The organism is Streptomyces sp. NPDC050448 (genome assembly GCF_040655295.1).
Classification (GTDB): Bacteria; Actinomycetota; Actinomycetes; order Streptomycetales; family Streptomycetaceae; genus Streptomyces.
This window is the reverse complement of the sequence record NZ_JBFAJR010000065.1, coordinates 1-20916: the sequence shown is the minus strand read 5'-3', so window position 1 is coordinate 20916 and position 20916 is coordinate 1. Positions and strand designations below refer to the sequence as shown.

At 74.2% G+C, this 20916-nt stretch carries 12 protein-coding genes; 5 read left to right on the top strand and 7 right to left on the bottom strand.

Going from position 1 to position 20916, the window contains the following annotated elements:
* Positions 1-86: 86 nt before the first annotated feature.
* From AB0I68_RS37260 to AB0I68_RS37245, 4 genes are all read right to left on the bottom strand, one after another.
* Positions 87-1328, bottom strand: coding sequence for a PrsW family intramembrane metalloprotease (locus AB0I68_RS37260; protein WP_363181864.1), 1242 nt, complete (start codon positions 1326-1328; stop codon positions 87-89).
* A gap of 51 nt (positions 1329-1379) precedes the next feature.
* Positions 1380-2135, bottom strand: a complete 756-nt coding sequence (trmB, locus tag AB0I68_RS37255) for a tRNA (guanosine(46)-N7)-methyltransferase TrmB (RefSeq protein ID WP_363181866.1) — start codon at positions 2133-2135, stop codon at positions 1380-1382.
* A gap of 296 nt (positions 2136-2431) precedes the next feature.
* Complete coding sequence (gene lhgO / locus AB0I68_RS37250; protein ID WP_363181863.1) at positions 2432-3652, bottom strand: L-2-hydroxyglutarate oxidase; 1221 nt, start codon at positions 3650-3652, stop codon at positions 2432-2434.
* Between the two features lie 49 nt (positions 3653-3701).
* Entirely contained in the window at positions 3702-5312 is a 1611-nt protein-coding gene (locus AB0I68_RS37245; RefSeq protein ID WP_363181862.1) for a sporulation protein, read from the bottom strand.
* 650 nt (positions 5313-5962) lie between these two features.
* Between AB0I68_RS37245 and AB0I68_RS37240 the strand changes: the two genes are divergently transcribed.
* Positions 5963-8152 carry an asparagine synthase-related protein gene (locus tag AB0I68_RS37240; protein ID WP_363181861.1) on the top strand — a complete coding sequence of 730 codons (2190 nt, stop codon included), beginning with the start codon at positions 5963-5965 and terminating at the stop codon, positions 8150-8152.
* A 454-nt stretch (positions 8153-8606) separates the two neighbouring features.
* A complete protein-coding gene (locus tag AB0I68_RS37235; protein WP_363181860.1) occupies positions 8607-11864 on the top strand; it encodes a BTAD domain-containing putative transcriptional regulator in 3258 nt (1085 codons plus the stop codon).
* On the opposite strand, the gene AB0I68_RS37230 is transcribed toward AB0I68_RS37235, so the two are convergent.
* Positions 11851-13824 carry a sigma-70 family RNA polymerase sigma factor gene (locus AB0I68_RS37230; protein WP_363181859.1) on the bottom strand — a complete coding sequence of 658 codons (1974 nt, stop codon included), beginning with the start codon at positions 13822-13824 and terminating at the stop codon, positions 11851-11853. The genes AB0I68_RS37235 and AB0I68_RS37230 overlap by 14 nt on opposite strands.
* Positions 13825-14072: 248 nt before the next feature.
* Positions 14073-14849: a helix-turn-helix domain-containing protein gene (locus AB0I68_RS37225; RefSeq protein WP_363181858.1), complete on the bottom strand. Its 777-nt coding sequence runs from the start codon at positions 14847-14849 to the stop codon at positions 14073-14075.
* A gap of 342 nt (positions 14850-15191) precedes the next feature.
* On the opposite strand from AB0I68_RS37225, the gene AB0I68_RS37220 reads away from it, so the two are divergent.
* Together AB0I68_RS37220 and AB0I68_RS37215 are read left to right on the top strand one after the other, a co-directional pair.
* A complete protein-coding gene (locus AB0I68_RS37220; protein ID WP_363181856.1) occupies positions 15192-16610 on the top strand; it encodes an FAD-dependent oxidoreductase in 1419 nt (472 codons plus the stop codon).
* A 145-nt stretch (positions 16611-16755) separates the two neighbouring features.
* On the top strand, positions 16756-18522 hold the full coding sequence (locus tag AB0I68_RS37215; RefSeq protein ID WP_363181865.1) for an ATP-binding SpoIIE family protein phosphatase: 1767 nt from the start codon (positions 16756-16758) through the stop codon (positions 18520-18522).
* A 76-nt stretch (positions 18523-18598) separates the two neighbouring features.
* Here AB0I68_RS37215 and AB0I68_RS37210 read toward each other — a convergent pair whose 3' ends face one another.
* A complete protein-coding gene (locus tag AB0I68_RS37210; RefSeq protein ID WP_363181854.1) occupies positions 18599-19894 on the bottom strand; it encodes an MFS transporter in 1296 nt (431 codons plus the stop codon).
* Positions 19895-20006: 112 nt separating this feature from the next.
* Between AB0I68_RS37210 and AB0I68_RS37205 the strand changes: the two genes are divergently transcribed.
* Entirely contained in the window at positions 20007-20543 is a 537-nt protein-coding gene (locus AB0I68_RS37205) for a MarR family transcriptional regulator (protein WP_134073164.1), read from the top strand.
* Positions 20544-20916: the final 373 nt, after the last annotated feature.

The following is a 20916-nucleotide window of genomic DNA, read 5'->3' as shown; positions in this document are numbered from 1 at the left end:
GCCGTTGCGAGGGTGTCCAGGTCTTTCGTCACACATTGACCCTGGACGCCCTCGCGCCATGTCCGCAGGCGAACCCTTGGACTCATTCATCTAGCGGGCGGTACGAAGACCCGCTCCGGCGGTTCGACGACCCGCTCCGGCGGTTCGAGCGGCCCGAGGGGGACCGGCCGCGGCGGAAGGAGCTCCTCCAGGACCGCGGCCCGGGCCAGTACCGGCCCCGCCGTCGCCTTGCGCAGCCACAACCGGCGCAGCAACTCCCGCTCCCGGCAGGCGAAATCGGGCTCCCCCGCCGGACCGCCGTGCCGGGCCCGGTGCCGCAGCAGGGCCAGCGCGGCCGCGTCCGCCTCGTACAAGGCCACCGCCCTGCCCGCCGCCCGGCCCCCGGTGCTCCGGGCCAGCGACCGGGCCAGCGACCGGGCCGGCATCGACACCAGGGCCGGCACCTCCGCCGGACGCAGCCAGCCCGCGGCCGCGTACACCGCCAGCTCCCCGGCGACAGCCCGCAGCCTTCGCCGCCTTATCCGCACGGCCAGCCACAGCAGCAGCCCGAACACCGGGACCATCACGCAGCCGTAGACCACGTAGAACCCGTACTCCCCGAACCGCGAGGAGCTGTTCCACAGCGCGTGCAGGCCCATCGCGGTCAGCAGCCCGAGCAACGGCGGCCCGATCCGGCGCAGCCGGCCGGTGCCGAGCGCGGCCGCGCCGAAGCCGAGCCCCGTGAGCACCGTGAACAGCGGGTGCGCGAACGGCGAGATCACGATCCGCACGAAGAAGGTCGCGGCCGTCACCGAGTCCAGCGCCGTGGCGCCGCTCCGCAGGTCCTCGCCGAAGGCGTTCCCGAGATAGAGGACGTTCTCGGTGCAGGCGAAGCCGGTGGCGGTGAACCCGGCCACCACGAACCCGTCCGCGGGGCCGGTGAACTGGCGCCTTCGGAATACGAACACCAGCAGCAGCGCCCCCGCCTTGGCGCTCTCCTCCACCACCGGGGCGATCGCCACCGAGCCGAGCCGGTCGGCCGCGGAGGCATCCGCGGTGGCCGCCGTTATCCACTCCGTGGCGAAGTTGTTGGCCAGTATCGCGATCAGGGCCGCGGTGCAGGCGCCCCAGCCGAAGCAGAACAGCAGCTGCGCCCAGGGGCGGGGCGCGGCCCGGCCGAGCCAGCGGAAGGCCGCCATGAGCGGCGGCACCGGCAGTACCGCCAGCCCGAGGCCGACGAAGAACCCCGCGGTGCCGGTCTGCGCCCGCACGAGTTCGAGGATCGCCAGCCCCGACAGCGACAGCACGGCGAGCACGCACGTACGGACACCAGGGAGCGCTCGGAACACGCGATGACTGTAGCGAGCCGCTCCGACACGTGGAGTGACGTTGGTGGTTCTCTACCCGTTGGGGGTGCCCCGGCGGGCGAAGAGCAGGTCGTGCACCACGTGCCCCTTGTCGAGACCCTGTCCCTCGAAGCGGGTGAGCGGCCGGAAGTCGGGCCGCGGCGCGTAGCCGCCGTCCGCCTGGGTGTTCTCGAACTCCGGGTGCGCGGTGAGCACTTCGAGCATCTGCTCGGCGTACGGCTCCCAGTCGGTCGCGCAGTGCAGCACGGCCCCGGGGGCCAGGCGGGTGGCGGCCAGGTCGAGGAACTCCGGCTGGATCAGCCGCCGCTTGTGGTGGCGGGCCTTGGGCCACGGGTCCGGGAAGTACACCCGGAGCCCGGCGAGCGAGTCCGGCGGCAGCATCTCGCGGAGCAGGATGATGGCGTCGCCGTTGGCCACGCGGACGTTGTCGAGCCCGTTGCGCTCGGCGAGCGCGAGCAGGTTGCCCTGGCCGGGGGTGTGCACATCGGCGGCGAGGATCCCGGTCGAGGGGTCGGCTGCGGCCATCTGCGCCGTGGCCTCACCCATCCCGAAGCCGATCTCCAGCACGACGGGAAGCCCGTCGAAAAGCTGCTCCAGATCGATGACGGAGTGCCCGTCGATGTCGAGCCCCCAGGTACCCCAGAGCCGCTTCAGGGCTTCGCCCTGCCCGGTCGTCACCCGGCTGCGCCGCGGCTGGAAGCTCCGGATCCGCCGCTCGTGGTGCGAGCCGGCCGGATCGGGGGAGGGCCCGTCGGGGAAACGGGGCTCGGTCCGCCACTTGGGGGGCACGTAGGAGTTCGCCTCCGGCGCGGCTGCCGGGGCGCTGGGCTGGGGGGTGAGGGACTCAGACACAATGCCCAGATTCTACGACCCTCTCCCCCGTCCCCGCCGCCTCCGCCCGGGGGCCGGGATCGGGGCCCGGCGCAGGGTCCGGCCCGTGCCCGGCCCGCCCGCGTGCCCGGCAGGGGGCCCTGCCGTGTCCGCCGACGCGCCCGGTGTGGGGCGCGGCCCGGGACCCGACCCCGGGGCCGGCTTACGTTCGTGCCCGCCCGCCCGCGTGCCCGGCAGGGGGCCCGGCGTCGGGGTCAGGACACCCGGAGGGTGTTCAGCGCTCGCCGGGCGATCTCCCGCCCGATCGGCAGCGAAGCGGTGGCCGCCGGCGAGGGCGCGTTCAGGACGTGGACCGTCCGCGGGGCGTCCCGGATCAGGAAGTCGTCCACCAGCGTCCCGTCCCGCAGGACGGCCTGCGCCCGGACTCCGGACCCGGCCGGAGCCAGGTCTGCGGACGAGACCTCCGGCAGGAGCCGCCGTACCGCCTCCGTGAAGGCCTGCTTCGACAGCGACCGGTGGATCTCGCCCGCCCCGTACCGCCAGTGCCGCCGGGCCATCCGCCAGGATCCCGGCCAGGCCAGCTCGTCCGCGACGTCCCGCGGCCGGACCACGCCCCACCCGTACCCCTCGCGGGCCAGCGCCGGCACCGCGTTGGGCCCGACGTGGACGCCGCCGCCGATCCCCCGCGTCAGGTGCACGCCGAGGAAGGGGAACGCCGGATCCGGGACCGGGTAGACCAGCCCCCGGACCAGCGAGGGCCGCGCCAGGTCGTAGTACTCCCCACGGAACGGCACGATCCGCATTCCGGGGTCGTCCCCGGCCAGCCGCGCGACCCGGTCGCACTGCAGGCCCGCGCAGTTCACCAGCACCTGCGCCCGCACCACGAGCCCCGCCGTCGTCCGCACCGCGACCCCGCTCGACCGCCGCGAGATCAGATCCACCGCCCCGCCGTAGACGATCTCCGCGCCGGAGGACTCCGCGAGCTGCTGTGCCACCTGCCCGTAGTCCACGATCCCGGTGGTGCCGACGTGGATCGCGGCCAGGCCGCGCACCTCCGGCTCGTACTCCGAGATCTGCGCGGGGCCCAGCTCGCGCACCGGGATGCCGTTCTCCCGGCCCCGCTGCACCAGCGCGTGGAGCCGCGGCAGCTCCTCCCGCCCGGTGGCGACGATCAGCTTCCCGGTGACCTCGTGGGCGATCCCGTGCTCGGCGCAGAACTTCACCATCTCGGCGGCCCCGCGCACCGCGAAGCGCGCCTTGAGCGATCCCGGCCGGTAGTAGATCCCGCTGTGGATCACCCCGCTGTTGCGGCCCGTCTGGTGGCGGGCCGGGCCGGACTCCTTCTCCAGCACCACCACCCGCGTCCCCGGGGCCAGCTGCGACAGGGCATGCGCCGTCGACAGGCCGACGATGCCACCGCCGATCACCAGCACATCGCAGTCGATCCTGCCCACGCTGCCCACGCCGCCGCCCAAGCTGCCACCTCCCACCCCTGCATACTGCACCCCGCCTCTGACAAAGCGGCTACGCGGGGGCCACCAACAGCGGCCGTGCCCGCTCCCGCAGCTCCGCCACGCGCGGCTCGTCCCCGTACGGCTCGAGCCGGTGCAGCAGGTCCCGTACGTACTCGGTCGTCCGCGCCGAGGAGATCCTGCCCGCGACCTCCACCGCCCGGGTGCCGGCCGCGCACGCCGCGTCCAGGTTGCCCGACTCCAGCTCGGCGACCGCGCTCACCACCAGCCGCAGCCCGTGCGAGCGCACGTACTCCTCCGTCGGCCGCGACAGCGCCTGCTCGGTGAAGCGCCGGACCTGCCGGGGGAGTTTGAGGTCCCGGTAGCATTCCGCAGCATCCGCCGCGAAACGGTCGTACGAGTAGAAACCCAGCCAGGTCGGATCCGGGTCGCCCGCCCGCGCCCGCTCCAGCCAGCCCTCCGCCGCCCGCAGCGCCGCCCCGGCGGCCGCCGAATCGCCCGCCTTCGCATGCGCCCGCGCCTCGACGAGCCGGAAGAAGCTCATGGTGCGGGCGGTGGCCAGTCCCCGGTTGCGCTCCACGGCCGCCTGCGCGAGGTCCACGCCCTCGTCCGGGAAGTCCCGGTACGTCGCCTGCAGCGACATGGAGGCCAGCACGTACCCGCCCAGCGGTACGTCCGCGGCCGCGCGGGCCAGGCGCAGCGCCTGGATGTAGTAGCGCTGGGCCGCCTCCTGCTGACCGGTGTCGAAGGCCATCCACCCGGCCAGCCGGGTCAGTTCGGCGGTCGCGCCGAACAGCGCGCGGCCCACGTCGTCGCTGTACGAGCCGAGCAGCAGCGGCGCCGCGTCGACGCGCAGGCACTCGGGCACCATCGACGAACGCCAGTCGCCGCCGCCGTACTTGGAGTCCCAGCGGCGCGCGTCCTCGGCCGCCTCGCGCAGCTTGGTCACATCGCTGTGGCCCACGCGCTGCGGCGACGCCTCCGGCAGTCCCACGACGGCGGCGGGCACGGGTGCGGGCACGGGGGCGTGCGGCGGCGCGGGCGGGGCGTGCGGCGTTTCACCCGAAGACTGCGCGGGCAGACCCGTTGACGACGACGTCGGCGACGCCGTCGGCCCCTGCGCCGGGGCCGCGGGTGCCGCGTTCGTCACCGGCTCGCGCGACGCCACGGTCTCGCGGGGCGGTGCGGGCTCGCGCGCCACCGAACCGTCCGCCGGAGATATCAGCCAGCGCGAGGCGGGCGTCGCGTATGCGGACACGGCGAAGGAGCCGGCCAGCGATTGCCAGATCCCGCCACCGCCGCGGCGGCCGGCGAGGTCGAGCCGGTAGAGATCGGTGGCCGAGCGCACCGCCTCGCCCACGTCCCGCGGGAAGGCCAGGCCGACCTCGGGTGCGGGATCCGCGTCCGCCAGCCCGATCTCGTGGAGCGGCACCGGCCGCCCCAGCTTCGCGCCGATCGCGGCGGCGATCAGATGCGGGGCCGCGCCCTGCGGCACCATCCCCTTCGACACCCACCGGGCCACCGACGTCTTGTCGTAGCGAAGCGTCAGGCCGCGCTGTGCGCCGAGGTCGTTGACCCGCCGGGCCAGCCCGGCGTTGCTGATGCCGGCGAGGGCGAGGACGGCGCCGAGCTTCTCATTGGGCTCGCGGAGCTCCCTGGACATGCGCCACCCCTCGTCACACGCGGAACGCACACAACGCATACGCCGCCGAGGCATAGTTGCCCGGCATTTCGTAAACCCAGCGTAGTTCCCCGCCTCCCAAGCGTTAAGGCCCCGACTTCCGGATGGCGGGATTGTTGTCCGCCTGCACAGTCCGGTCGGCGCCCGCGCCGCGGGCGCACGCCCCCTTCCGTGCTCCGTCCGTGTGGCCGTGCGCCCGCCCGTGCGCTCTGGCCGGTCACCGGGCCCGGCGATTCGATGTGCCGTGCGTGGGTCGGCCCGCTGCGTGGATCCGGCGGGCCGGGGGATGCCGCTGCCTCAATCCCCGCGGGTGGCGGAACGGTCCGGGGGGCGAATCCCGTCTCCCGGACCGCGCCCGCGTGCCGCTGCGGTCGGGCGCCCGGGAGCGCGCGACAGCACTCAGTACGGCCGAAGAATGGCCGAAACCGACCTATGGGGCGGTGGGAACGGAACGCCAAATACCGCGTGGCCGGGGCGTGTTCGTTTGCATGTGCGCCCTCCTGCGCCACTCTCGCACGCCTGTCTCGTGGCAGCATGGACCCCGAGCCACCCGGGGTCCCGTCGGCCGCGCACTCTGCGCTGACCATGCCGTTCAGGCCCCGGTCAATTGCCCACAGGCTGGGGAGGCGGCGGTGCGCTGGTTGGTCGGCTGGAGCAGTATCGCCGCGAGCTTCGGCACGGCCGGACGCGTCTCCGGCCAGGGCGGATACGGCTCCGGCGGATACGGCTCCGGCGGACCCGCGAGCGGCGGCATCGCGGACGCCGACCATCCGGACGACCCGGCCGCCCAGGACGCCGAACGCACCGTCGTGCCCGTGGGCGCCCAACTGCTCTGGGGAGACCCCGACCCCCTCTGGGCCGTCGGCGACTGGCGCCCCGACGAGATCCGCACCCTCGCAGCCGACCCCGCCGACCCCTTCACCCGGCTCGCCGTCCTCGGCTGCTGCGGCGCCACCGACGCCGAGCTGCGGCGCGCGCTCCTCGCCGCCCGCGGCGGAGCCCTGCGCCACCTCACCCAGTGGTCCGGCAGCTACACCGCCGTCGTCCAGACCGGCCGCCGGATCACCGTCGTCGGCGATCTCGCGGGCGCGCGGCCCGTCTTCTACACACCCTGGGCCGGCGGCACGGCGTACGCCACCGCCGCCCTGCCGCTCGCCGACCTCATCGAGGCACAGCTCGACATCGGGCATCTCGCGGCCCTGCTGGCCTGCCCCGACAGCCCGGAGGCACTGGGCGACGGCACACCGTACGTCGGCGTACGGCGCATCCCGCCCGGGCACGCGCTGATCCTGCGCGAGGGCTCGCGCGAGATCACCGGGTACGAGCCGGTGGCCTCCCTCGCGGTGGCGGCGCCCGCAGCCGACCCCGAGCACGCGGTGGAGGGCGTACGCGAAGCATTGGTGGATGCGGTGCGCGCCCGGCTCACGGCACCACGGCATGCCCCCGACACGCTGCCCCACGACCCCGGCCCGGTGCCCGGAATGGGCCCCGCCGACCGGCGCGCGGCCCGGGGCGCGCCCGCGCCCGCACCCGGCGTGGGCGCCGACCTCTCCGGAGGCAGCGCCTCGGCGACCCTGGCCCTGCTCGCCGCCGGCCTTCCGGGCGCACCCGGAACGATCGTCAACCGCTCCGGCGAACGGCTCCTCGCCGTCACCTTCAACGACCTCGCCACCCCCCAGGGCCGCGAGGCCGAACTCGAACGCGCCCGGGCCATCGCCGCCAACCCCCGGCTGCACCACGTGGTCGTGGCCGCCGCCGAGGAAGCCCTCCCGTACGCGGAACTCGACGGCCCCCTCACCGACGAACCCGGCCCCTCCCTCGTCACCGCCGCCCGTGAGCGGCGCCGGCTGGCGGCCGGCTCGGCGGACCACTTCGTCGGACACGGCGCCCGCCAGGTCCTCGACGCGCACCCGGCCCGGCTGGCGGACCTCCTGATGGACCGCCGCCGACGCCACCTGCTGCGCCCGGTCGCGGCCCTGGCCCGCTCGACGCCCGGCGACTCCGCCCTGTCCCTCCTGGTCCAGTTCTCCGTCTACTCGGCGGCCCGCCGGCTCGCCCGTACGCCGTACCGCGCGGGCATGGAGGCCGCCGCGGCCCGCCTGCGCGAAGGATCCGTCGAGGGGGGCGCACCGAACCCGGTGGACGCCTCACTGGCCGCCCTGACCTGGTCCCGCCCGGGCCCAGCGGCCGGCTGGCTGACCGGCGAAGCCCTGGCGGAAGTATCGATCCGCCTGGCGACCGCCGCGGGCCGGCCGCCGCTCTCGCTGCGCCCCGGCGAGGCCCGGGCCCGCGCCGCGCTGACCCGCCACGCGGCGGACCACCGGGTCTTCGAACAGGCCGTCGAGGTCCGCAGCCAGCGCCTGCACGCCCCGTTCCTGGACAACCAGGTCGTACGGGCGGCCCGGGCCCTCCCGGAATCCCTGCGGGTCCAGCCGGGGGCCCGGGCCGCGATCCTGCGCAGCGTGCTGTCCTCGGCGGGCGTACGCGAACTCCCGCCGGGCTGGGGCGCATCGGCCCACACCCCGAACGAGACGGCCACCCGCGTGGGCCTGCGCGCAGCGCTCACCTCCCTCCTGGCCCTGTTCGCCTCCCCCCTGCTGGCGGACGCGGGCCTGATCGAGGCCGGTGTCGTCCAACAGGCCCTGCTGGACGCGGCGGAGGGCTGCCCGGTCCCGCTCGACGGCCTCGCGGAGCTCGTCTCGATGGAGCTGTGGCTCGGCCGCCTCCTCGCCCGCCGCGGCACCTGCTGGACGGGCACCTCCACCCCCCGCCGCCGAGCGGTCCCCACAGGAGTCCCCACCCGCCGCCCAGCCCTCTCCTGACCCCGGTGCCTGCCCCCGCCCGGCGATATCCGGCCCGCCGACATTTGAGGCGGGGGGCCCTGGCAGCGGAGCCGCACCGGATCCTCCGGCAGCCGCCGACCGTGCACTGGCCAGCCCCTCCTGACCCTTGTGCCTGCCCCCGCCCGGCGATATCCGGCCGCCCGGCGTTTGAGGCGCGGGGCCCGGGCCGGGGCCGGGGTAGCGGAGCCGCACCGGATCCTCCGGCAGCCCGCCGACCGTGCACTGGTCAGCCCCTCCCGACCCTTGTGCCTGCCCCCGCCCGGCGATATCCGGCCCGCCCGGCGTTTCAGGCGCGGAGCCCCGGTAGCGGCGCCGCACCTGTCCACCGGCAGCCGCCGACCCGCCGGGCATCTCCGGCCCCCCCACGATGGAGGCGCGGGGGTCCACGCGAAACTCCCCGGCACCCCCGGCACGGGCAGGGCAGAATTGACCGGTGCGGTATCTCATCCTTGGCGTCACCGAGGCGCGTGACGAGACCGGCGCCCCCCTCCCCATCGGCGGCGCCCGCCTGCGCGCACTCCTCACCGCCCTCGTGCTCCGCGCCGGCGGGCCGGCCGCCGCATCCGTCGCCGATCTCGTCGACGAGGTCTGGGGCGACGACCCGCCCCAGGACGCTCCCGCCGCCCTGCAGGCCCTCGTCGGCAGGCTCCGCCGGGCCCTCGGCGGGCGGGACACCGTCCACTCCGACCCCGCCGGCGGCTACCGCCTCGCCGTCGCCGACCGCGACGACATCGACCTGCACCGGTTCACCCGGCTCGCCCGCCACGGCGCCCAGGAGCTGGCCGCCGACCCCGCCACCGCCGCCGGAACCCTCCGCACCGCCCTCGCCCTCTGGCGCGGCCCCGCCCTCGCCGACCTCCCCGAGCCCGCCCGTACCGCCCACGCCGCCGCCCCCGAAGCGCACCGCACCGCCGCCCTCCGCGCCCGGATCGAAGCCGAGCTCCACAGCGGATCCGCCGACCCGGCGTCCCTCCTCCCGGAGATCGAGGCGCTGATCCAGGACCACCCGTACGACGAGCCCCTGCGCGCCCAGCAGCTCCGTGCCCTCCGCGCGGCCGGCCGCCCCGCCGACGCCCTCGCCGCGTACGAGCGCACCCGCCGCACCCTCGCCGACGGACTCGGCACCGACCCCGGGCCCGAACTCACCGCCCTGCACGCGGAGCTGCTCCAGCCCGCGCCCCCGGTGCCCGCCGGCAACCTCCGCCCCCGCCTCACCTCCTTCGTCGGCCGCGAGCCCGAACTCGCCGCCCTCCACTCCGACCTGGCCCGCTTCCGCCTCGTCACCCTCACCGGACCCGGCGGATCCGGAAAGACCCGCCTCGCCGAGCACGCGGCCTGCGCCCACCCCGAACCCGGCTGGCTCGTCGAACTCGCCCGCCTCGACCACCCCGCCGCCGTCCCCGGCGCCGTCCTCAGCGCCCTCGGCCTGCGCGAGAACACCCTCGTGGCCCGTGAGAAGACCGCCGCCGACGACCCGGCCGCCCAGCTCGTCGAGCACTGCGCGAACCGCCGCCTGCTCCTCGTCCTCGACAACTGCGAGCACGTCATCGCCGCCGCCGCCGAACTCGCCGAGCGCCTCCTCACCCACTGCCCCGGCGTCCGGATCCTGGCCACCAGCCGCGAACCCCTCGGCGTACCCGGAGAAACGGTCCGCCCCGTCGACCCCCTGCCGCCCGACCCCGCGCACCGCCTCTTCGCCGACCGCGCCGCCGCCGTCCGCCCCGGCTTCACCCCCGCCGAGGACCCGGCCGCCGTCGCCGAGATCTGCGCCCGCCTCGACGGGCTGCCGCTCGCCATCGAGCTGGCCGCGGCCCGGCTGCGGCTGCTCACCCCGCGCCAGATCGCCGACCGCCTCGACGACCGCTTCCGCCTCCTGACCAGCGGCGCCCGTACCGTCCTGCCCCGCCAGCAGACCCTGCGCGCCGTCGTCGACTGGTCCTGGGACCTGCTGGACGAGCCGGAGCGCACCGCCCTGCGCCGCCTCTCCGTCTTCGCCGGCGGCTGCGACCTCCCGGCCGCCGAAGCCGTCTGCACCGGCGGGGCGGCCGAGGACGTCGCCGACCTCCTCGGCTCACTCGTCGACAAGTCCCTCGTCGTCGCCGCCCCCGGCCCCGACGACACCGGCATGCGCTACCGGATGCTGGAGACCATCCACGAGTACGCCGCCGACCGCGCGGCCGCGCACGAAGCCGACCGCGCCGCCGCCGCCCACCGCCACGCCGCGCACTTCCTGGCCCTCGCTGAGGAGGCCGAGCCCCTCCTGCGCGGCGCCGCCGAGCTCCCCTGGATCCGGCGCATCGAGACCGAGCTCGACAACCTCCGCGCCGCGCTCCTCCACACCACCCGGACCGCCGCCGCCGAATCCGCCGCCGCCGAATCCGCCGCCGCCGAATCCGCCGCCGCCGAATCCGGCGCCGCCGAGACGGGCGCCGCCGAGACGGGCCAGCGATTGGTCCTCGCCCTCGGCTGGTTCTGGTGGCTGCGCAACTACCGTACCGAGGGCGCGGAATGGGCCGCCCGCGTCCTGGACTCCTTCCCCGCCGAGCCGCCCGAAGGCACCCCCGGGTACTGGCGCTTCATGCGCCTGCGGATGCTGCGCCTCGTCCTGTTCGCCGAAGGCTACGGGCCCGAGGAGTTCCGCTCCCCCGAGAACGTGGCCCTCGCCGACCGCCTCCAACAGGTCTTCCGGACCACCGGCCCCGACACCACCCGCTTCCCCGGCATGCTCTGGCCGATGACTGACTTCCTCGCCGGCAACACCCTCGCCGTGCTCGACGGTCTCGGCGAGACGGTCGACAACTGCCGCCGCCACGGCGGCGACTGGGAACTGGGCATCGCTCTCATGCTCCGCACCCACATCGCCATCGACACCACCGGCGGCCTGCCCACCGTCGACGCCGACCTTGCCGAACTGCACGAGATCGCCCGCCGCGTCGGCGACCGCTGGACCCGTGCCCAGGTGGCGGGCGCCGCCGGCGAGGTCGCCCTATCCCGCGGCCGGTACGACTGGGCCCGCGCCGAGTACGAGGAGTGCCTGCGCCTCGCCCGCGAGGTCGGGGCCCACGTCGAGGTGCCCTTCGCCATCGCCCGGATCGCCGAGTCCGCCTTCTGCGCAGGGGACTACGCCGGCGCCGAGCAGCTGCTGGCGGAGGCCGCCCTCGAAGTCGACCCCTATGGCGGCGTGTACGACGCCCGGGCCTACGGCAGCATGCTCGCGGCGCTCCTCGCCCTCGTCCGCGGGGACCTCGGGCGGGCCCGTACCGAGTACGAACTCGCCCTCGCCGCCGCCGGAAAGATCTCGCCGATCCCGCAGCTCACCGCCGGGCTCGACAACATCGACTCCGTCCTCATCGCCCGCGAACTCGGACCGGAGGCCGGCCTCGCCACGCTCGGGCCGGCCCTGGAAGCGGCCGTGGCCGCGCACTGCGCGGAACGGGTCCTGGCCTCGCTCACCGACACCGCAGCCGTGCTGCTGGCGGCCGCGGGGCGCAGCGCAGCGGCCGTACGGGTGTTTGCCGCGGCCACCGCCTGGCGCGCGGGCCATCCGCGGTCGGTCCCGGAGCAGGCAGCCGTGGACGGACTCCCCGACCGTACGCGCGCCGTGCTGGGGCCCGACCGCTACGAGGAGGAGGCAGCGGCCGGCGCCGCACTCTCCCCGGCCGAGGTCGCCGCCCTCCTCACCGGCAGCTGATCACGGCGTCGGCCCAGCTCGCCAGGGTCGGCATATTGCCCTGTCCGGCCTGTTCCACCACCAGCCGCAGCGTCTTGCGCCCGGCCAGGGGGACGTCGACGGCGGCGGCCGGGTCCTCGTAACCGAGCGCGCCCGACCGCCACAGCCGCTGTCCGTCGGCGTACACGGAGAACCGCACCGTGCCGTCGGTGAACAGCGACAGGCCGTCCACCCCGGCGCGCCCCGAGAACGCGGTGCACTGCCGGTTGAGGGTGATCTCCACCGAGGAACGGGAGTTCACGGTGATCCCCTGTGCGAACGGCCGGTCCGCGATTCGCAACCCCCACCGCTGCCACACCCAGCTGCTGCGCCAGGTTTGCAGCTCGGGACCGCTGTGGTCGCCGAACGCCGCTTGTTCGAGCCCCGCCAGCTGGAACCCCCGCAGCGGCTTCGCCGCGGACGGCGACGGCGACGGGGTCGGCTTGGCCGGGCTCCGGCTCGGTACCGGGCTCGGGGTCGGGGTCGGCGAGGGGTTCGGGGAAGGCGCCGCGGAAACCGGCGGGGCCGGGGCCTTCGACTGAGAGGGGGAGGGAGCCGGCGAAGCGGGAGCCGTGCCCGGCGCGGACGGTACGGAGCCCTGCGCGGCCGGCGGCTCCGCATCGGCCGGGGCCGGGGTGCGCGGGGCCGGGACCAGCGGCACCACGGGCGCCGCCGCACTCGGCGCGGGCTGCGCCCGGACCCCCGGCTCGGGATCATCCCCGGCCAGCGCGAACACCACCCCGGCTGCGGCCGCCGCGACCGCGATCCCGGCGGCCAGGGCGGCCTTCGCCGGCAGCCCCAGCCCCTCGGACACCACCGCACCCCCGACCCCGGACCCGGCACCACCACCCGCGCCCCCGGCCCCGGCCCCGGCGGTCCCACCCCCGGCCCCCGCCCCGGCGGTCGACCCGCCCGAGGCCGCGGCGGCAGCCCCCGCGCCGGCGGCGACGGCTCCGCCGGCCACCACGCCCGCCGCCTTCGCCGCGTATCCGGCGGCGAACCACCCGATGACCGCGACCGGCAGCAGCGCGGGAATGCCCGCGTTGACGTCCTTGAGCTCCCCGGCGGCCAGCCGGCACTTCGCGCACTCCTCCAGGTGCCCCCGCAGCCCCCGCTCCGCCCGCATCCGCAGCCCGCCGCGGGCATACGCGCCCAGCCGGTCCGCGTACCGCGCGCAGTCCCCGCCCGCGCTCAGCGCCGAGCTCACATGCGCCTGCAGATAGGCCTGCTTGAGCCCTTCCCGGGCCCGGCCGGCCAGCACCGCCGTCGCGTTGGCACTCAGCCCGAACAGCGGCGCGATCGCACTCGGCGAAGCATCCTCGACGGTGGTGTGCCACAGCACGGCCTGCCACCGCTCGGGCAGGCTCCGGAAGGCCTGCAGGGCCAGCGACTGCTCGGCCTCGCGCATCGCCCGGACGTCCGCGCCCAGCTCGAGGGTGTCGTCCCCGGACAGGCCGGACAGCCCGCCGCCGGCCTCGGCTCCCGCGGCCGCCTGCTCCGCGAACACCGCGAAGTCCTCGACGAGATGCTCCCGCCGGGACGTCTTCGCCCACGCCGCCGCGACCCGGCGCACGGTGGTCAGCAGATAGGCGCGCACCGACTGGTCCGGGCCGGCCCCGCCCCGCACCGCCTGCAGCGTCCGGGCGAACACCTCGGCGGTCAGGTCCTCGGCCGTGTGCCCGTCACGGCAGCACGTCCGCGCGTAGCGCCGTACCGAATCGGCGTGCCGGAGGAACAACTCCTCGTACGCGCCGTCGTCGCCCCCGCGCATCCGGGCGATCAAGTCCCCGTCGGAAGGCGGCAGCTCGGCACCGGAATACCTCGACGCCGCGTGCCGCCCCCGCGGTTCGCGCTGGGCCGGGACCTGGCGTGCGGCCGTGCCGGCCGTCCCGACCTCGCCACCGGCACCACCGAGCGGCTCTTCCCGACCGTCAACGCCCATCGCGGAAGCCCCCGCACGACACACTCAACCGGTACACCGTTCAAGCCTGTCACACGGGGGGCGCGCGTCGAACCCCTCTCCACGCCATCCACTCGTCCGGGCACCATCCGGTCAATCCCCGTACCGGCCGCTCACCCTTTCGGGTGAGCGGCCGTTCGGGGGACCGTTCGACGAGCCGGTCGGAGGGTGGGACGGGCAGCCGCATGCACCCCTGCAGGGGCCTCCGCGAGGACTGCCTCCCGTACGGCTCAGGCCGTCCGGGACCGCAGTCCTTCGAGCAGGATGTCGAGCAGCCGGGACGAAGCCGCCGCCTGCTGCGCCGCGTCGGGCAGGGCCGGCGCGGCCGTCGCTATCACCAGCAGCACATCGGCCACCGTGACATCGCCGCGCAGCTCACCGGCCTCCCGGGCGCGGTCCACCAGCCGGCCGACCACCTCGAGCAGCGCACCCGCGCCCGCGTCCTCCGAGGGCTCGTCCTCGACGGGAGTCCGCCCGCCCACGACCCGCAGGTCGGGAGCTCCGCCGCCGGTCACACCGGCCTGGCGCTGGTGCGGAACCCGCGCCGTCTCCGCGACCTCGACGCCGTCCTCGCTCGCCGGCCCGACCCGCAGCACCTGCGGCGGCAGCAGCCGCCCGGCGCCCGAGGCCACGGAGGTGCGCAGGAAGCGCGACAGCGCCTGCCACGGCTCCTCCTCCTGGCCCAGTGCGGTCCTGGCCTGCTCGGTCAGCCGGGCGGTCTCTTCCTCGGCTATCCGGCGGACCAGGACGTCCTTGCTCGGGAAGCGCCGGTACACGGTGCCGACGCCGACGCGTGCGCGCCGCGCCACGTCCTCCATCGGAGCCCCGTAGCCCAGCTCGCCGAACACCTCGCGCGCTGCACGCAGCACGTGCTCGAGGTTGCGCTGGGCGTCGACGCGCAGCGGCGTGGAGCGACCCACGCCGTGCGTGGTGCCGCCTGCCATCAGGCGACCGTTGCTCTCACCCGAGAGTGCGGTCGCAGAACCATGGAAATCGGAAATGTTCATATGTATCCCCCGGTAATCATTTGTCTCCCCCCGGAGACACTCCCCGCCTTCGTGTCGAGGTGGGCCACGGTCATGTGGGCCCCGGTCTTACTCCTCGACGAGATACGAACATAGTTGAGCCAGAGTCAATTCAGAAGAGGCAGCCCCGGACGGACCACCGCCCGATCGGAGCATTCACCCCCACTTTTCCGATCCAAGCCCCCGGAATCACCCCCTCCGCACCCCCTGACCTGCGGAACTCCGCCCCCACTCCAGCCATCCGACAGCCCCGTACCGGCATCCCCTCCAGTCACACAATGTGTCAGGCCTGTGGACAAACTCCCGGCCACGTTGCGTCATGGGGTGGTGAAGGCTGCTAACTCCCGGGGCACGGCCCCCGGTACCCCGCCCCGCACGCGCGTCCTCGTCGTCGGCGGGGGCTACGTCGGCATGTACACGGCGCTCCGGCTCCAGCGAAAGCTGAGATCCGGCGAAGCCGAGGTCACGGTGGTCAGCCCCGAGCCCTACATGACGTACCAGCCCTTCCTCCCGGAGGCGGCCGCGGGCTCGATCTCCCCACGCCACGTCGTCGTCCCGCTCCGCCGCGTCCTCGACAAGTGCCGCATCGTCATCGGCGAGGTCCAGCGCGTCGACCACGCCAAGCGGACCGCGACCGTCACCACCCTCGCCACCGCGGACGAGGGCACCGGCGCCCAGGAGATCGAGTACGACGAAATCGTCCTCGCCCCCGGATCCGTCTCCCGCACCCTGCCGATCCCGGGACTCGCCGACTACGCCATCGGATTCAAGACCGTGGAAGAGGCCATCGGCCTGCGCAACCACGTCATCGAACAGATGGACATCGCCTCCTCCACCCGCGACCCCGCCCTCCGCGACGCCGCCCTCACCTTCGTCTTCGTCGGCGGCGGCTACGCGGGCGTCGAGGCCCTCGGCGAACTGGAGGACATGGCCCGCTACGCGGCCCGGTACTACCACAACGTCAAACCCGAGGACATGAAGTGGGTGCTGGTCGAAGCCAGCGACCACATCCTCCCCGAGGTCGGCCCCGAACTGGGCGTCTACACGATCCGCGAACTGCGCCGACGCAACATCGACGTCCGCCTGGAGACCCGGCTCGAATCCTGCGAGAACCGCGTCGCCGTCCTCAGCGACGGCGCCCGCTTCCCCACCCGCACCATCGTGTGGACCGCCGGCGTCAAACCCCACCCGGTCCTCGCCGCCTCAGACCTCCCGCGCAACGAGCGCGGCCGCCTCGCCTGCACCGCCTTCCTCACCGTCGACGGCGTCGAACACGCCTGGGCCGCAGGCGACGCCGCCGCCGTCCCCGACATCACCGCCGCCGAACCCGGCCGCGAATGCGCCCCCAACGCGCAGCACGCCGTCCGCCAGGCCAAGGTCCTCGCCGACAACCTGCTGGCCTCCCTGCGCGGCGAACTCCTGACGGAGTACGCCCACAAATACGCGGGCTCCGTGGCCTCCCTCGGCTTCCACAAGGGCGTCGCCCACATCTACGGCCGCAAGCTCAAGGCCTACCCGGCCTGGCTGATGCACCGCACATACCACCTCAGCCGCATCCCCACCTTCAACCGCAAAATGCGCGTCCTCGCCGAATGGACCCTCTCCGGCCTCTTCAAGCGTGAGATCGTCTCCCTCGGCTCCCTCGAACACCCCAGGGCAGAATTCGAACTCGCCGCCGGACACGGCCACAGACACCCCCCGCCCCCGCCCGCCCCCACACCCCCGCAGGACAGCCAGGGCTGACGTTGTCAGTGCGGTCGGCCACACTGGACGTGTGACCATAGGTGGGCTCACACCTGCACACAGTGACATTCACCGAGCGACACCGGCCAGCGACCGACTACGAGAAGCACAGCGACCACTTGCGACACCACGAGGCTTGAACGCAGTGAACTTCACGCGCTGGAGCGCCCGTTTTCCCGGAACGCAGCGCCGCGCCGCCGCCCGGTCCGAACACGCCGCCGCCCAGGCCAAGCGGGGTGAGGGCGCCGTCCCGGCAGCCCGCGGCGCCGCCGCCCGCCCGGCAACGGCGCCGGACGGCGGCCCCGCCGACCCCACGGTCTGCGGCACGGGCACGAGCACGGGTACCGGCACCGGATCGGGCACCGGCAGCGGCGCCCTCGCCGCCGTGCCCTCCCTCGACGAGCTCTCCGTACGGGAGGTCCTCGGCCGGCTCCCGGCCCTCGTCGCCCTCGTCCACGGCGCCGAGCACCGCGTCGCCTACGTCAACGACGCCTACACCGCGGGCTTCGGCCCCCGCCCCACCGGCGCACCCGCTCACGAGGCCCTCCCCGAACTCGGCGAGCTCGGCCTCCTCCCGCTCCTCGACCAGGTCCAGCGCAGCGGCAAGCCCCGTACCGCCAAGAACCGCACCGCACCCGGCGGCTCCAGCTCGTACACCGTCACCTGCACCCCCGTCGACTTCCCCAAGGCCGACACCGAAGGCGGGACCGACCCCCACCACACCGGGGTCCTGGTCCACCTCGCCGACGTCACCGACCACGCCGAAGCCGTCGAACGGCTGCGGGCCAGCGAGCGCCGCCAGCGCGAAGCCGCCGTCACCCTCCAGCGCTCCCTCCTCCCGCAGGAGCTGGAACAGCCCGACGACCTCCGCATCGCCGCCACCTACCAGCCCGGCGGCACCGAAGCCGCCGTCGGCGGCGACTGGTACGACGTCATCACCCTCGGCGCCGGCCGCACCGCCCTCGTCATCGGCGACGTCATGGGCCGCGGGGTCCGCGCCGCCGCCGTCATGGGCCAGCTGCGCACCGCCGTCCGCGCCTACGCCCGCCTCGATCTGCCCCCGCACGAGGTGCTCCAGCTCCTCGACGGCCTCGCCGCCGAGATCGACGCCAGCCAGATCGCCACCTGCGTCTACGCCGTCCACGACCCCAACGAGGGCATGCTCGCGTACGCGTCCGCCGGCCATCTCCCGATCCTGGTCCGCGACGAGGACGGCATCGTACGCCGCGCAGCCGACCCCACCGGCCCGCCGCTCGGCACCGGAGGCTGGCTGCACACCTCGGGCACCATCGCGCTGGGCCCCGGCTCCACCGCAGTCCTCTACACCGACGGCCTGGTCGAACGGCGCGGCGAGGACATCGACGAGGGCGTCGCCGCCCTGGAGCGCGCCCTCTCCGGCGCCCAGGGCACCCCCGCGGTCATCTGCGACCGCCTGATGCGCGCCCTCGGCGTGGACGCCGACCACGACGACGACGTCGCCGTGATGGTCCTCCAGCAGCCCGCCCGCACCGGAGCCGACGCCGAGCTGTTCCACAACGCCGCCCTGGAACTCCTCGGGGGCGTAGAGGCCGCCCCGCGCGCCCGCGCCTTCGCGTCCGGAGTCCTCGCCTCCTGGCGCTTCCCGGTCGAGCTGTGCGACCTCGGGGTCCTGGCCGCGAGCGAGCTCGTCGCGAACTCCCTCCAGCACGGCACCCCGCCCATGCGGCTGCGGCTGCGCCGCACCGACCGCCGCCTGATCATCGAGGTCACCGACGGGGACGACCGCCTCCCGCGCCGCCGTCGCGCCGAACCGGCCGACGAGACCGGCCGCGGCATCTCGATCGTCGCGACCATCGCCTCCTCCTGGGGCTCCCGCCGCACCCCGGGCGGCGGCAAGGCCGTCTGGTGCGAGTTCGCCCTGCCGGACAAGTAGCCGTACGTACGTGCCGTATATGAGGAAGGCCCGGTCCAGGGGACCGGGCCTTCCTCATATACGGCGTATACGGCTGTTACGCGGGCACGCGCTCCGGTTCGGCGACCTTCACCGCCACGGCCGCCACCGTCCCGCCCTTCAGCAGCGACGGCCTGTCCTGCACCGCGCTCAGCTGCTTGCCGAGCCGCAGCGCCAGCCACGCGATCCCCAGCGAGACCGCGACGAACACACCGATGTAGAGCATCGGCACACCCGCACCCAGCGGCACGCCCAGCGGACCCAGGGCCAGCGCCATCTGCTTGACCAGGGCGAAGGCGGAGTTGTACTGGCCCACCGAACCCTCCGGCGCCAGGTCGGCCACCAGCGGAGCCAGGGTCGGCGACAGCATCGCCTCGCCGATGCCGAAGAGCGCGTACGTCGTGACGAACGCGGCGGCGGCCATCACCGCGCTGCCGTGCCCCAGGCCCGAGAACCCGGCGATGACCCACGCGACGGTCCAGATCAGGCCGACCAGCGCGATCACGCGGGACCGGCGGCGCTTCTCGACCAGCTTCAGCACGACGAACTGCGCCACGACGATCGCACCGGTGTTGGCGGCGAGCGCGAAACCGAGGGTGGACGGGGAGATCCCGGCCGCCTCCGTACCGAAGGCGGCGAGACCGGACTCGAACTGCCCGTAGCAGGCGAAGAAGATCACGAAGCCCAGCACCAGCAGCTTGACCATGGCCTTGTGCTCGAGCAGCCGCTTCCACGCGCCGCCCGCCCGGGAGGGGTCCCGCGGCACGGCGTCCTTGATGCTCGGCGCGTGCGGCATCCGCACGGTGAGGATGACGCCGGCCAGGACCAGGAACATCACGGCCTCGATGCCGAACAGCAGCGTGAAGCTGGCGGGCCGGCTCTCGTCCACGATCTGGCCGCCGATGAGGCCGCCGATGCCCAGGCCCAGGTTCTGCATGAAGAACTGCAGGGCGAAGGCGCGCGTCCGGGTGCCCGGGGTCGAGCACCACACGATCATCGTGGCCAGCGCCGGCTGCATGACGGCCTGCCCGGCGCCGAGCGCCAGGGCGGACAGCAGGATCGGCACGATGCCGGTGGAGAGCCCGATCGAGAGGGCGCCGGCCGAGGCGGCGACGGCCGCGCCGATGACCACGGGGACGGGACCTCGGCGGTCGATGACCCGACCGGTGAGGGGCAGCGCGACCAGGGCACTCACGGCGAAGGCCACGAACGCACTCGTGGCCGTCATGGAGCCCAGACCTCGCACCTGCGCCACGTAGATGTAGAGGAACGGAACCGTGAAACCGATGCCGAACGCGGTCAACGCGTTGCCGGCCTGGATCCGCCGCATCGCAGCGCCCATCACCTTGGTCACTTCTCACCTGCCTTAAGAACTGAAGCCCGAAGACTTCATAGCTAAATTTCGATCCTTAACTCTACACATCGAAGGAGTTAGACGCCAACGGGCTCATGCGATACTTCGAACCATGGGTGACACCCCCGACGGCACTGCGCCCGTCCATGAGCCGAGCCTCGACGAGCAGATCGCCGTCTATCAGCGCGAGTTCCAGGACCTCGATCCCCAGGTCGAGAAGGTGGTCTCGGCGCTGAGCCGCCTGAACCGCCGCATGAACGTCGCGTACGGACGCCAGACCGCCGCCCTGGGCATCAGCAACGCGGAGTGGGAGGTCCTCAAGGCCCTCGTCATCTCCGGAGCCCCGTACCGGATGGGCCCGAGCGAGCTCGCGAAGCAGCTGGGCCTCACGCCGGCGGCGATGACCCACCGGATCGACCGCATGACGGCGGAAGGACTGGTGACGCGCGAGCGGGACGAGTCCAACCGGGTCCGCGTGATCGTGGAGCTCACGGACGAGGGCCGCAGCAAGTGGCTCGACGCCATGCGCGCGGCCACGGTCTTCGAGGAGGACCTCCTCCAGGACCTCTCCACGGCGGAACGCGGCGTGCTGGGCGACATGCTCACCCGGCTCCTGGACCGCGTGGAGGACCTCCAGTCGCGGAGCTGACGGAGCCTTCAACTGCGGAGTTGACACCGACCCCTGGGGTCCGTAAGGTTCTTCGAGTTGTCCCAGAGCCGGAAGGCTTTGGCGACGACACCTCCCGCCGCCTCGTTGCGGCACCCAACTCAGCACGATCTCCCACCGGGAACGAATTCGGCATGCCCGAATTCATTTCTGAAGGCCGATTATGAATCGACCGGGAAATCCACTAGAGTTCAGGGAGTCGGAAGGGCCCAACAGCCCGGAAGACAAACCCCGCTGACTGGGGGTCAGGCCCGAAAGAGTCTGATAGAGTCGGAAACGCAAGAACGAAAGCCCGGAGGAAAGCCCGAGAGGGTGAGTACAAAGGAAGCGTCCGTTCCTTGAGAACTCAACAGCG